General features: G+C 51.4%; 12 protein-coding genes and 1 tRNA gene. 8 read left to right on the top strand and 5 right to left on the bottom strand.

Features of this window, described 5'->3' with window-relative positions; all coding sequences use genetic code 11:
• The 8 genes from ABO_RS04820 (at position 1) to ABO_RS04855 (ending at position 9,063) form a co-directional block, all read left to right on the top strand.
• Positions 1 to 369 (top strand): VanZ family protein, encoded by a 369-nt coding sequence (locus ABO_RS04820; RefSeq protein ID WP_011588217.1) that lies wholly within the window; start codon positions 1 to 3, stop codon positions 367 to 369.
• Positions 362 to 1,243, top strand: coding sequence for a UTP--glucose-1-phosphate uridylyltransferase GalU (gene galU, locus ABO_RS04825; protein WP_011588218.1), 882 nt, complete (start codon positions 362 to 364; stop codon positions 1,241 to 1,243). The genes ABO_RS04820 and galU overlap by 8 nt, the downstream gene beginning before the upstream one ends.
• Before the next feature lie 80 nt (positions 1,244 to 1,323).
• Complete coding sequence (locus ABO_RS04830; protein ID WP_011588219.1) at positions 1,324 to 2,613, top strand: UDP-glucose dehydrogenase family protein; 1,290 nt, start codon at positions 1,324 to 1,326, stop codon at positions 2,611 to 2,613.
• 2 nt (positions 2,614 to 2,615) lie between these two features.
• The gene (pgi, locus tag ABO_RS04835; protein ID WP_011588220.1) at positions 2,616 to 4,262 is read left to right on the top strand and encodes a glucose-6-phosphate isomerase; all 1,647 of its coding nucleotides are present in this window, start codon (positions 2,616 to 2,618) and stop codon (positions 4,260 to 4,262) included.
• Positions 4,263 to 4,342: 80 nt separating this feature from the next.
• Positions 4,343 to 5,725 (top strand): phosphomannomutase/phosphoglucomutase, encoded by a 1,383-nt coding sequence (locus ABO_RS04840; protein WP_011588221.1) that lies wholly within the window; start codon positions 4,343 to 4,345, stop codon positions 5,723 to 5,725.
• Positions 5,726 to 5,803: 78 nt separating this feature from the next.
• Entirely contained in the window at positions 5,804 to 6,823 is a 1,020-nt protein-coding gene (gene galE / locus ABO_RS04845) for a UDP-glucose 4-epimerase GalE (RefSeq protein ID WP_035458552.1), read from the top strand.
• 76 nt (positions 6,824 to 6,899) lie between these two features.
• Entirely contained in the window at positions 6,900 to 8,180 is a 1,281-nt protein-coding gene (locus ABO_RS04850) for an oligosaccharide flippase family protein (protein ID WP_011588223.1), read from the top strand.
• 37 nt (positions 8,181 to 8,217) lie between these two features.
• A complete protein-coding gene (locus ABO_RS04855; RefSeq protein ID WP_011588224.1) occupies positions 8,218 to 9,063 on the top strand; it encodes a sulfotransferase family protein in 846 nt (281 codons plus the stop codon).
• A 17-nt stretch (positions 9,064 to 9,080) separates the two neighbouring features.
• On the opposite strand, the gene ABO_RS04860 is transcribed toward ABO_RS04855, so the two are convergent.
• The 5 genes from ABO_RS04860 to ABO_RS04880 form a co-directional block, all read right to left on the bottom strand.
• Positions 9,081 to 9,893: a glycosyltransferase family 2 protein gene (locus tag ABO_RS04860; RefSeq protein ID WP_231860978.1), complete on the bottom strand. Its 813-nt coding sequence runs from the start codon at positions 9,891 to 9,893 to the stop codon at positions 9,081 to 9,083.
• Positions 9,894 to 9,906: 13 nt separating this feature from the next.
• Entirely contained in the window at positions 9,907 to 10,785 is an 879-nt protein-coding gene (locus ABO_RS04865) for a glycosyltransferase family 2 protein (protein ID WP_011588226.1), read from the bottom strand.
• Positions 10,785 to 12,071, bottom strand: a complete 1,287-nt coding sequence (locus ABO_RS04870; protein ID WP_035458549.1) for an exopolysaccharide biosynthesis polyprenyl glycosylphosphotransferase — start codon at positions 12,069 to 12,071, stop codon at positions 10,785 to 10,787. Before ABO_RS04870 ends, ABO_RS04865 begins: the two co-directional genes overlap by 1 nt.
• A gap of 229 nt (positions 12,072 to 12,300) precedes the next feature.
• Positions 12,301 to 12,376 (bottom strand) — tRNA-Asn (locus tag ABO_RS04875).
• A gap of 68 nt (positions 12,377 to 12,444) precedes the next feature.
• Positions 12,445 to 13,635 carry a pyridoxal phosphate-dependent aminotransferase gene (locus ABO_RS04880; RefSeq protein WP_011588228.1) on the bottom strand — a complete coding sequence of 397 codons (1,191 nt, stop codon included), beginning with the start codon at positions 13,633 to 13,635 and terminating at the stop codon, positions 12,445 to 12,447.
• Positions 13,636 to 13,935 lie beyond the last annotated feature (300 nt).

Here is a 13,935-nt window from a genome sequence, read left to right on the forward strand (position 1 = left end):
ATGCAGCGTAAAAAGCGGTCTCTTTTATTTCTTATTTTCAGTGTGACGATTTTTATTTTGGGTGCATTACTGCCAGGAGAATTAAGGGAGTCGATTAGTCAGTTGCTTCATTTGGGCAATGTGGATGCGTACGCGCATGTTTTTTTTGGCGCCTTGATTGCCTTGTTGTTGGCATGGCTTGGGGCTCCTTTTTTAATTGTTCTTATGGCCATCATTTCTCTTGGGGCCGTTATTGAAGTGGTACAGATATGGATTCCGGGGCGTTCCGCCACTTGGAGCGATATGGCCGGTAATGTGGCGGGCGCACTTATCGGATTGTTGGTACTAAGCCTTGGGCGGTGCGTGGTTAAGAGAGGGCATAATGGTTAGAAAAGCAGTGTTACCGGTGGCGGGGTTTGGTTCGCGTATGTTGCCGGCGTCTAAGTCGATACCGAAGGAAATGTTGCCCGTTGTGGACCGACCGGCTATTGAGTACGTGGTAAAGGAGGCGGTTCGAGCAGGGATCAAAGATATTGTATTGGTATCCCATTCTTCCAAGAGCGCGATTGAAGACTATTTTGATACCCAATTTGAGCTAGAGCATCAGCTTGAAAAGAAAGGTAAAACGGCTTTGCTGGATGCGCTGCAGAATATCCTTCCGGCGGATGTAAATATTATTTCTGTGCGTCAACATCACGCCCTGGGGCTGGGGCATGCGGTTGCCTGTGCCGCCCCGGTGATAGGCAATGAGCCTTTCGCGGTGTTGCTGCCCGATGTGTTGGTGGATTGCCAGGATATAGAAGAGGATCTGGCGGTTATGGTCCGCCGTTATCATGATACGTCTGCCGCCCAAATTATGGTGGAAGAGGTTCCCGCGCAGAGGGTTGATCAATACGGAATTGTGGCTTTGGAGGGGGATGCCCCCAAAGCTGGTGATTCTGCTGCCATGCGCGCCATTGTAGAAAAACCGCCTATTAATGAGGCTCCGTCTCGGTTATCCGTCGTGGGCCGTTATGTGCTCCCCGGTGAAATTATGGCCATTCTTGCTGAGACACAACCCGGGGCAGGTAACGAGATTCAGCTCACCGATGCGATTGCAACATTAATTAAGCAAAGCCCTGTGGAGGCTTATTCCATGCGTGGCCAGACCTTCGATTGCGGTAACAAGGCGGGCTATTTGCGCGCTATATTCCATTATGCTGCGCGACACCCAGATTTGGGCGAGCATGCCAGAGCCATGATGGCCGAAGCTAGCCAGCACTAATGTGGATGGTTTATTGGGCTCTGCAGGTACTTTGCTTGCGGGTGTCTATCGTATGAGGATAACGCGAAGGGTTTGGTGATATGCAGGTGGCGGTTTATGGCGACACGTTATGCGCCCAGGTAACGGCAACGGCGCTTGCTCAGACCGGGCATCAGGTAGCTTGGTACGTATTTGGTATAGAGGAGCATGAGCAGCTAAATCAAGAGCAACCGTTATTTAACGAGCAAGGGCTGGACCGCTTGTATGTTGAGCAGATCAGCGCGGGCCGTTTGGTTCCTTTGTTAAGAGGACAAAGCGCAGTTGATATCTCGCCCTCGGAGGTGGTGTTTCTTGCTTTGTCACCGGGTAGCGAAACCTTGGCAGAGGATATTCTCGCTGTTGATGTAAAGCCTGGCGCTTGTCGATTGGTGGTGAACCAGACCGTGGGGCCCGTAGGGGTGGCGGAACGATTGCGGCAATACTTATTGTCTGCAGGCTATGATGCGGCTCTAGTGGCTTTGCCAGATTTGATTCAGGAGGGGAATGCCTTCCTGACCTTTACTCGTCCTGAGAGTATTTTGCTGGGGTGTTATGAGCGCGAAGGCGAGGCCCTGATGCGTGAGCTGCTGCGCCCTTTCAATCGGCGTAAAGATGTTCTTCAGGTGATGAGCCTGCGGGAGGCGGAGTTCGCAAAACTCGCCATCAGCGGCATTTTGGCTACCCGAATCAGTTTTATGAATGACATGGCCGCCTTATCGGAGTCGTTGGACGTGGATATTGATGCGGTACGCGTCGCAATGGGGGCAGACTCTCGTATAGGTGAGGCTTACCTTTACCCGGGATGCGGATTTGGCGGGCCTGGCTTGAGCAGTAATGTACTGGCTTTGCTGGATGCTCAGCAGCAGAAAGCCGCGGAGCCTGGTTTACTCGAGCAGGTGTTGCATACCAATGAACGGCAAAAAGAAGTTCTGTTTCGCAAGTTTTGGCAGTACTGCAACGGCTGTGTAAAAGGTAAGCGGGTTGCGATCTGGGGGGCGTCCTTCAAGCCGGGCACAGCCCGGGTAGAAAACGCGCCTGCCTTGAAGATTATAGAAGCGTTATGGGCGCAGGGTGTGGACGTGGCTGTGCATGATCCCAAGGCCTTGCCCGATTTAAAACGCTGGGCTGAGAAGCAAAATAGAAAACTGTTGCTGTGTGATACCCCCTACGAGGCCACCTTGGGCGCCGATGCATTGATGCTGGTCACCGAGTGGAAACCTTATTGGAGCCCAGATTGGCAGCGTTTGAAACAAGAGATGCGGACCGGGCTTATTCTCGATGGCCGTAATATTTATGACCCTGCATTTGTTAAGGCACAGGGGCTGGAATATCGTGGAATTGGACGGAGCTAGGCATGGTGCCTGAACAAAATGATCTAACCGAGAGTTCGGTCTGGCTGCAGCTTGAAAACCTTGCACGTGAGGAAGGCTCTTTGCATTTGTCTGATTTTTTCGTTCAAGAGCTGGGAAGGTGTGCCCATTTTTGCCTTGAGAGCGATGGCCTCTTGGTAGACTTGAGCAAGCAGAGGGTGTCGTCTCATGCTCGTGATTTACTGGTGAGTTTGGCCGATGAACGGGGCCTTGATCGTTGGAGTGAGGCGTTATTTGCCGGTGCAGAGGTGAATTGCACCGAGAACCGCAGTGCCAAGCACTGGTTGCTCCGTGATCCGTCTGATCAAGCTGCTGAGATCCATGGCCAGCTGGAGATCATGGACTCTATCGTCTCGCGCGTGTTGGAAGGTCAGTGGCGGGGTGTATTGGGCGATGCGATTACGGATGTGGTTAATGTGGGCGTTGGGGGATCTGAATTGGGGCCGTTAATGGCGGCATTCGCGCTGCATTCGACGCCCTTGGCAGAGGGAGAAGTGCGGCCCAGCCTTCATTTCGCATCGTCAATGGATGGCAGCCAGATTTCCCAGGTGCTTCAGGAACTGAACCCGCGCACGACACTGGTGCTGGTGTCGTCTAAATCCTTTACTACTGTGGATACGTTGCACAACGCCAATACGGCACGTAGCTGGATGGCCCGTGCACTGGGGCTTGAAATGGATAACGAAGCGATGCTGCGTTGCCATTTTATTGGTATTTCCGCACAACCGGACAAGATGACCGCGTGGGGGATTCCATCGACTAACCAGTTACAGTTCTGGGATTGGGTGGGCGGGCGTTATTCTTTGTGGTCTGCTATTGGTTTGCCCATTGCACTTACCGTGGGGATGCATGGGTTTCGTGAGTTGCTGGCGGGTGCCCATGACATGGATCTCCACTTTCGCCAGCGCCCATGGCACGAGAATATTCCGGTTATGTTGGCTTTGGTGGATGTGTGGAATATCAATTTTCTGGATATCCGCGCCCGTGCAGTGCTGCCCTACGATGGCCGCTTAAAATATCTGCCTGCTTATCTAGAACAGTTAGAGATGGAGTCTAACGGGAAGAGTGTGTCGCGTAATGGCGACCCTGTGGATTACCACACCTGTCCGGTGATTTGGGGTGAGGTTGGCCCGAATGCACAGCATGCCTTTTTCCAGTTGTTGCACCAGGGTACTCAGCCGGTGGCGTGCGAGTTTTTGATGACCGCACGGCGCTATACCGAAAGCGCACATTCGGGTGCGGCGGTGGAATTGGAAGGCCAGCATGCTCTGTCTAACGCCAATTGCCTGGCTCAATCGCGTTTGTTGGCGTTTGGCGAGCAGGCTTTGGATTCAACGTTGGCTTTGCCTGCTTACAAGCGTTATCGGGGTAATCAGCCCAGCACCACTCTGGTGCTGGATGAGTTGTCGCCTAGAACCCTTGGCTCCTTGCTGGCCATGTATGAGCATAAGGTGTTTGCCCAAGCGGTGATTTGGGGAATTAACCCTTTTGATCAATGGGGCGTGGAGATGGGTAAGGTGATTGCCACCGATATGTTGGCGGTTCTGGCGGACCCTGATGGCGCCCATGAGGTGGATGATTCCTCACTGTCGTTAGCGCGCCATATCGCGTGCAAGCAAGCGACGCAATAACATTAAACACGAATGCAAATGGACAGAGCCCTCCCTTATCATGCTGTGCCAGCTGGTTGTGTGCTCTGTGCCTTACAAGGATGACATTAATGACTCACCCCATTCCCGCTTCGATTTTTCGTGCTTACGATATTCGCGGTATTTATAACGAAACGCTCACGGATGCATGGGCTTATGAAATTGGTCGGGCGATTGGGTCCGAGGTGCAAGCTCAAGGACAGACGGCCATCGCTATAGGGCGAGATGGGCGCTTGTCTGGTCCCGCTTTGTTGCAGGCCTTGAGTGAGGGTGTTCAGTCCACGGGGTGCGCAGTAGTGAATGTGGGGTTGGTACCGACGCCTGTGCTGTATTTTGCAACGCATCATATTGAGGGGCTCAATTCCGGTGTGATGCTGACTGGTAGCCATAACCCGGGCAATTACAATGGTTTTAAAATTGTAATTGACGGTGTGACACTCTCGGGTGAACGCATTCAGGCGTTGCATCGCAGAATTGTAGATCAGCGCTTTGCTGAAGGGCAGGGCGAGTATCGTGAGCAGGATGTGCTGGTGGACTACCAGGCTGCGTTTTTGAGCGCCCATAGCCTAGCGCGACCTATGAAGGTGGTTGTGGATTGTGGCAATGGCATCACTGGTTTACAGGCACCGCAAGTGCTTGAGGCGTTAGGGTGTGAGGTTGTGCCGCTGTTCACTGACGTGGACGGCACCTTCCCGAATCATCACCCGGACCCGGGTGACCTCAACAATTTGCAGGATTTAATTGCTAGCGTAAAAGCAGAAAAGGCCGACCTTGGATTGGCTTTTGATGGTGACGGCGATCGGGTTGGGGTTGTTACACCTGCTGGAGAGGTGGTGTATCCGGATATTCTGCTAATGGCGCTGGCAGAGGATATGGTGAGCAGGCATCCCGGCGCAAAAGTTATTTTTGATGTGAAGTGCACAGGCTCCCTGTTCGACGTGATTAGGGACGCCGGGGGGGAGCCAGAAATGTGGCAAACCGGACACTCCCTTATCAAAGCACGCATGAAAGAAACCGGTGCCTTGTTAGCAGGAGAGATGAGTGGGCATATCTTTTTTGCTGAAGATTGGTACGGCTTTGATGATGCCTTGGTGGCTGCTGCCAGGATACTGGGTATCATCAGCCGAACAGAGGGAGGCGCGGAGGCCCTTTTCGGGCGCTACCCGGTGCTGTGCACGACCCCGGAAATCAATATCAATGTGACGGACGAGAACAAATTCCGTATCGTGGAATATCTGCAGACGAATGCGGAGTTCGGCGAAGGCGAGCGCCGCGTCATTGATGGTATCCGTATGGATTATGCCGATGGTTGGGGCCTGTGTCGGGCCTCCAATACTTCGCCGAAGTTAGTGTTGCGTTTTGAGGCAGATAACGATGAAGCCCTAGGCCGAATTCGTGACTTGTTCGAGGTTAACGTAAGCAAAGCGATGGCCGCGGTGGGTTAATTCTACGATTGGCTTGGCTGTTTAATTTCAACGGGTGGTGGCAGCTCAGGCGATAACCTTGGAACAGGATGATGAATCATGAGCAAAGTATTGGTCACCGGCGGAGCCGGTTATATCGGCTCTCACACGGTGCTGTTGCTGCTTGAAGCTGGGCGCGAGGTTGTCGTGCTTGATAACCTCACCAATAGCAGCGAGGAGAGCCTACGCCGTGTCCAAAGGTTAACTGGGCGTGAGCTGACTTTCATTAAAGGCGACATTCGCGATGCGGATTGCCTAGATCGACTTTTCGCCGACCATGATATCGATTCCGTGATCCATTTTGCTGGCCTGAAGGCGGTGGGTGAATCGGTTGAGCAGCCATTGCAATACTACGATTGCAATGTGGTAGGCACGGTGCGTTTGTTGGAAGCCATGGAGCGGGCAGGGGTGCGAACTCTGGTATTTAGCTCATCGGCAACGGTGTACGGGGACCCGGCCTCTGTGCCCATTAAGGAAAACTTTCCTCTTAGTGCGACCAATCCCTATGGTGCCAGTAAGTTGCACATTGAAGATATGCTCCGTGATCTCTACTCCAGCGATAACCGGTGGCAGGTGGCGTTACTGCGCTATTTTAATCCTGTGGGCGCCCATGAAAGTGGCGAAATAGGTGAGGACCCTAATGGTATTCCCAATAACCTCATGCCGTTTATTGCACAGGTTGCCATTGGCAAGCGAGCACAGCTGAGTGTTTTTGGTGGAGATTATGCGACGCCGGATGGCACTGGAGTGAGGGATTATATCCATGTGATGGATTTAGCCCAGGGACATTTGGCGGCACTGCAGGCTTTAGAGGGCGATCGTGGTCTGCTGACGGTGAATTTGGGAACCGGGCGAGGCTACAGTGTGCTGGAAATGATTGCGGCCTTTTCTAAGGCCAGCGGGCGAGACGTTCCCTACCAGATTGTGGAACGTCGATCGGGAGATGTGGCTACCTGTTACGCGGATCCTGCCCATGCAGAAGAAGTCATCGGGTGGAAGGCTGCCCGCGGCATTGATGATATGTGCTGTGACCACTGGCGTTGGCAGGAAAGTAATCCTGAAGGGTATGGCGAGAGATAGGGAGCTATCGCTGACTGAATGAGTGCTTTCCAAGCTTCTGTTTTACGGTTCTATATAAAGAGAGTGGGTTGGGAACATGCTCAAATCAGTTTTATATAAAAACTTCTTATCTGTAGGTGGGATGCGTCTTGCGGGGATTCCCCTGACATTGGCAACCAGTGTGTTGTTGGCCAGGCTGCTTGGACCAGAGGGATACGGTTACTACTCTTTTGCGATGGCATTGGTTCCTTTGCTTGCGATTCCTGTGTCCAGTGGTTTGCAGCAGTTTGCGACACGGCAAGTAGTTAGCTATCGGTTGGCCGAACAATTTTCTCTGGCAAGGGGACTGGTGTCTCTGGCAGGGATGTGGATATTGCTTTATTCCGTTCTTGTGTTTGTTTTTTTTCTGGTCGCTAGTCAGCTTTTTCCTGAGATCTTTGAAGAAAAAAAATGGGCTATCATGCTCATTGCCATCTTTATTATCCCCTTTATTGGTGGTAACTCAGTGCGATGTGGTATGTCCAAGGCTCTGGGGCAGCCTTTTTGGTCCGAGCTGCCACTAAGACTGATCCAACCCGCTCTGCTTCTTGGGATAGTTGTTCTGCTTTATCTCTGGGGGATTAAGGGTGCAAACTTCGCCATTTATGCTCAGCTAATAAGTTTCTCTTTGGCATTTATCATTGCAGTAATAATCTTTGTACTTGTAGCGCCTGCGGATATGCGGGAGGGCAATAGGACTTATGAAATAGGCTTCTGGGCGCGCTCTCTGATTCCATTTAGCCTTTTATCTGCGGTTACATTGCTCGGAGCGCAAATTTCCATTGTACTTCTAGGGATTCTCGGTGAACCTGAAGCCGTAGCTGGAATGAGGGTGGCTGACCGTGGTGCCGCGCTTGTGCTTCTTCCATTGACCACAGTTAACATGATTGTCGCACCGTATATTGCTCGTTATTTCAAGCAAGGTGACCGAGAAAAACTGCAAGCTACCTTAAGACTGTCTTCCAGGTTGGCACTTTTGTTTGCATTACCTGCGGCGAGTCTGTTTCTCTTTTTTGGTGAGCAGATAGTCGGCCTTGTTTTTGGTCTTGAATATATTGCGTACGCATTTTGGCCACTAGTGATTCTTTCTGCGAGCCAATTGTTCAGTGTTTTTTGTGGTTCGGTTGGCAATGTGTTGGCAATGAGTCATCAGGAAAATAGGGCCGTTACCGGTCATATTCTGGCATTGAGCGTCAATGTGATTCTGTGCTTTTTTTTGATTCCGACGTATGGTGCTGTGGGAGCTGCATTGGCTACTGGAGCAGGATTGATCGTCTGGAATCTGGTGCTGGCTTACTTCGTGATTAAACAGGTAAAGGTAAGCCCCTTTCCTATTTAGTTTTATCCTGAAGGCTGAAGGAATACGCGGAGGTTTTTTGATTATCAAATACAGGGTTGTTCACCGAGTCTCTATAAAAGAGGCGCTGGTCATTTATTCGAGATTTTTTTTTAGGAAGCTTGAAGACCTGTTTGCTAGCCCAGTGATAACTGACAAGAAAGCACTGTTGGTGGCAGGTTGTGGCCATAGTGGCACGACCCTGCTTGCTGCGAAGCTGGGCAATCATCCTAATATTTTTGCAGTGGGAAGAGAAACAGAGTTTCTTCTGCCGGATAAAAATTCGCTTGTTACGGCTTCAAAGTTGTTGTCCGAATGGGTTTATTGCGCAGAATATCTTGGCAAGGAATATGTTCTCGAAAAGACACCGAAGCATATTTATTTTATCGACCGTGCAGGGGTTATTGCGCCTAACCATAAAGTTTTGGTGACAATCAGAAACCCTTTAGACAATGTGGCATCGTTATTCAAACGTTTTGGTGACCTTGATCTGGCCATTGAGAGATGGGTTAACGATAATCACATCGTCGCTGGAATCGCAGGTTCTGGTAATGTCTATGTTGTTCGCTATGAAGACCTGACTGCGGCCCCTGAAGCGACCTTTATTTCCTTGTTTGAATTTATTGGCGACAGTTTTGATCCGTCAATACTGGAGGAAGGAAAAACGGCGTATGACTCTGCCGTGTTAAAGGGGAATATGGTGGTTCGCAGGGATCAGGTTAAGTCCAGAATCCGGGTTAATAATGGGGCTTGGCGAAAAGTTCTTGATGAAGAGCAGGCTCTTTATGTCTGGAGGCGGGTGTCGGTTGTTGCGCAAGCCCTAGGGTATCACGGCCTTGAAGATTGCTACTTTCCGACAGATGATGAGAGTAACGGGTGTTCCTGACACCCGAGATATTTGTATTATCGGGCGTTCGAAGATTGAGCGGGAACAGGAAAGTGGATTCCCAAGAAAAGGGCAAGTTTGGGAAATCGACTTCTTAATACCCCGCGCAAGGCATAATTGGCAAAGTAATAGCTTGCCATGATTGCGTTCAACTGCTCTTCATCTCGGTACAATCGCCAGTTGTACCCTGCCGTATTTCGTTTGTTGGAAGACAAAGAGTCTTGATGAACGCAGTATCGTGTTAGTGCTAAATTAATTCCGTATCCGGATGTCGTTTTCTTGAGAATTTTTAACCACAAGCCGAAGTCTTGGCGTTTGCGAAGCTCGGGCATAAAGACTTTACCTAGCTGCTCGCTGTCATATACAGCGGTCGAGCAACCAATGTAATTGGTTTTTAACAACTGGCGGTAGTGTATGGTTGGCGGTACACCTACAGTGTTGATACAGGCGCCTTCTGGGTTTATGCGTGTATAGGCGGTGTACGACAGGGGCCAGCCTTGTTCTTTCATTTGGCTTATCTGAATGCTTAACTTGTCTTTGTGCCACTCATCATCGGCGTCGATGAAAGCGATGTATCGTCCTCTGGCAGAGGCAATGCCTCTGTTTCTCGCAACTGCTGCACCGCTATTTTCTTTTAGCCGTATCAGTTTGATTCTGTTATCACGATCACAAAATGCTTGAGCGTGCTGATCTGTGTCATCAGTAGATTTATCGTCGACTAATAGTAGCTCCCATGACAGAAAGTTCTGGGAGAGTACCGATTCGATAGTCCGGGCCAATGTGTGCCGGGCGTTATAGCATGGTGTGATGATTGAAACTTCAGGAATCATATTTACATCCATATCAGCGCCGTTCCATCGTGCCGTTTGCCAAGAGTCGAACTGTGATTGCCATCTCGGTTAGCCATAATCGGGTTTGAATGAGAAGAGATGAAACTTTCTGGCAGCGATTGATTTTAGGGCTGCTGATGACAAACCAGTATGCCCAAACCGGGGGTATAAAGGTTTTTACGATGAACTTTGCTCGGCGTCTCACTGGGCCTGAACGAACCTGGCCCCCCTTTACCCGCTTGAGCTTGGTGGTGAGTTCCTCCCAGCTATGGCGAGTTGGATGATCCACATTGGCTTCAGGTAAGTATACAAGAGGAATGTTTGCCCGACCTGCACGTTGACAGAACTCTGCATCACCACCTGAAAAGCGTTGGTCGTCAAAGACGCCCACTTTGTCAAATACTGTCCTGGGAATGGATAAATTGGCTGTCACCGCGTAGCCGTGTCGTGTGTAACGTTCCTGAGGCAATCCCATTGCCATGTCGTACACTTCTATCCAGTTAGGTTTCAGATTGTCAAAGCGCAGAACAGTGACTCCACCAGCAATCAGAGTGGGTTTTTTGCAGCCCAGGTGCTGGCGCCAGATGATTTCTAGCCAGTCGGGATTTGGTCGGCAATCGGCGTCAGTGAAGACCAGTAGTTCCCCTTGGGCTTGCTGAAGTGCCAGGTTGCGCGCTGCATAGGAGCCGGGTTGGTGGCACTCAAGCAGGTTTACGAAATCCGGTAGAGTGTCTGCTGCTGGCACAACATCCGAGCCGTTATCAACGATGAAGCATTCCCAGAGACTTTTCGGCAGTGTTTGTCTGGCCAAGGCAGAAAACAGAACCTTAGTGAGTTCCCAGTGCTGGTAGATGGGGATAATGACGGAAATTTTCGGGTTGCTATCGTGCATTATAGTGCCCCAAATCCTGTGGCCATGGTTTTTAATGTCCGCATTACAATCAGAAAGTCGAGTGCAGGGGATAGGTTTTTGATGTAGTAGAAGTCGTGTTCTACCTTCTCTCGTGTACTTTCAGTGTCGCTGGCGTAGCCTTGATTGACTTGGGCCCAGCCGGTGATGCCTGGCCGCACGATGTGTCGATAGCTGTAGTAAGGAACTTCTTCTTCGAATTGCTCTACAAACTCTGGCTGTTCGGGGCGTGGGCCAATCAGGCTCATTTCACCTTTCAGGATGTTCAGAAACTGTGGGAGTTCATCGATGCGCACTTTGCGGATAAATGCCCCCAGGCGGGTAATGCGGTATGCATCCTGGTCGGCAAACTGCGCCGTGCCTTCACCTTCTTCTCTAGGCCGCATTGAGCGGAACTTGTACATTCTGAAAATACGATTCCCCTTTCCGATCCTTTGCTGAACAAAAATAGCAGGGCCGGGGGAGTCGAGCTTGATCAGGAGCGCGACGATCAGGCAAAAAGGGATTAGTAGGGGGGCTACAAGCAGCGTAAGCAGTATATCCAGTGCGCGTTTGCCCGCCAGATAGACCGGTTGTGGCTGAAGATTGGCCAAGTCTATGCTTTGCAAAGTAGAAAGGTTTACTTTGCCATTGATGGTCTCTGCAACCTTGCGGGCGTTGAATACGGGTAGTCCTGCAATATTGCAATGACTCACAAAACGTATCCATTGGTCTTCAAGTTGTTCTTCCATATCGACAATTAGCCCGTCGTACCGGGTTTCCCCCATACTGGGGTTGTCCAGAAGACGGTATTCAAAACTCTTAGAAACCGGAGGAAGAATGTTGTCAATTCTCTCTGTTGGGACGCAGGCTAACTTCAAGTATCGAAAACGGCGGTTGATAAGAACCGAGATGATGCGGATTGTTAGTAGCAGGGAAAGGCCGATGATAAGTGAGGTGCGTGCATAGCCGATTCGGGTAAACAGTACCAAGGTGAACACTAAGCCGACAGCAATCAATACTGTGGCCAGGTTATAGGGGATGGCTCGCCTTCCAACAAATTTAGCGATGTTGCTGCTCAAATAGGCCGTGACTGCGTAGCAAAGCACCAGTAGGGCGAGGGTAATCCCCTGATTAGCGTTTTGAACCCAGGATTGATAGCTAAGAAATTGTGCGCCCAGGGTAATAATGGCCAATGCAATAAGGTGGCCGAATGCTGGATTCAGGAGGATTCGCTCATACCAGCGGTTGTGGCGTGATGGCGTTATGGAGATTGGGTCCTGATGCATGCTCAACTCATTTCGGGTGGGCAGTGTCAAAGCCTGTCTCCGTGTTATCGACAATTCATAGGCGAGGCTGGGAATTCTACCATGCCTGTTGGTATCCACAATTCGGTTAAGGCTTAACGGGGCTTGTGACTGGATGGCGGGCTGAGTAGAGGGCAGCAGCTGGCTGTAGAGGAGGTAACCATTGGGCAAAGAAAAAGGGCTTACCCGATGGATAAGCCCTTTTCTTATTTGGCTCCGCCTGCTGGGCTCGAACCAGCGACCCAATGATTAACAGTCATTTGCTCTACCAACTGAGCTAAGGCGGAATGTCTTGAGGCGCGTATATTAGTGACGCCTCTCGGGGTCGTCAACACCCCGGAGGCGCGTTTGTTGCTTATTTAGCCAATGCTTGCTCAATTCGGCGAATAGCGTCCTTCAGTGTGTCCATGCCAACGGCAAAAGACAGGCGCATGCAGCCAGGTGCGCCGAAGGCGGAACCGGGTACCAAGGCCACTTCGGCGGTTTCCAGTAGCAGGGTAGCCAGATCGGTGTCGGACTCCACGCCATCCATGTTGGCAATGGCGTCGGAGAAGTCCGGGAAGGCATAGAAAGTGCCGTCGCCTTTAGCGCATTTCACGCCGGGCAGGGCATCCAGTGCGTCGGTGAGATAGTCGTGACGCTCTTTAAATGCTTTAACCATCTCGTCTACGCAGCCTTGATCGCCGGCTAACGCCGCTTCCGCTGCAGCCTGGCTGATGGAGGCTGGGTTGGAGGTGGACTGGGACTGCACCTTCTTCATGGCAGCAATCAGCTTCTGCGGGCCTGCTGCGTAACCGATGCGCCAGCCCGTCATGGAGTAGGCTTTAGAGACACCGTTCATGACCACGGTGCGGTCATACAGCTCCGGGGTGGCGTTGACGATGTTTACGAAGGGTTTGCCTGTCCACAGGATATGTTCGTACATATCGTCGGTGGCGACGATGATGTTTGGGTGTTTCTTGAGTACTTCACCCAAGGCGGCGAGCTCTTCCAGGGAATAAGCCATGCCGGAGGGGTTGGATGGGCTGTTGATCACGAACAGGCGGGTTTTCGGCGTGATCGCTGCTTCCAGCTGTTCCGGGGTGATCTTGAAGCGGCTGTTCACGTCCGTTTCGATGATTTTTGGGACACCACCGGCAACCAACACCATGTCCGGGTAGCTCACCCAGTAGGGGGCCGGGATGATGGCTTCGTCGCCGTCATTCAACAGGGCCAATGCCATGTTGAAGAAGCTCTGCTTGCCACCACTGGACACCAGCACCTGGCCGGGCTCGTAGGATAGGCCATTATCGCGCTGGAATTTGTCGATAATGGCATTTTTCAGGCCGGGAGTGCCGTCCACCGGGGTGTACTTGGTTTTGCCGGCGTTGATCGCCTCAATGGCGGCCTGCTTGATATGTTCCGGGGTATCGAAATCCGGCTCACCGGCACCCAGCCCAATAATGTCTTTGCCCTGTGCGCGGAGTTCACCGGCTTTGGCGGTAATGGCAAGGGTGGGAGACGGCTTGATGCGTTGTACGCGGTCGGAAAGGCTGATATCGGACATGCACTCCTCGTTCATCTTGATAGTTGATTGGCCACGTTTTTTTAACGTACCGATCGACACAGAAAGGGGCTGGAACTTTACCGGATTCGGGTGCCAATGTCCCGTATTTCCTGATGGGGTCGCTCTTTGATCGCCATCGTGGTTGAACGATCACTCTTACAGGTGGCTGGGGGAGGTAAGCGTTTTTGTCGGAGCGGTCGTTTGGCTGCGATTGCGTCTCTATTCCCTCTCAAATCCCATTCACTGGAGCCACCGCTCCAGTGGGCAACATGGATCATCACGCATTTGATCTGCTGGCTC

Origin of the sequence: Alcanivorax borkumensis SK2, assembly GCF_000009365.1 — a bacterium.
Classification (GTDB): Bacteria; Pseudomonadota; Gammaproteobacteria; order Pseudomonadales; family Alcanivoracaceae; genus Alcanivorax; species Alcanivorax borkumensis.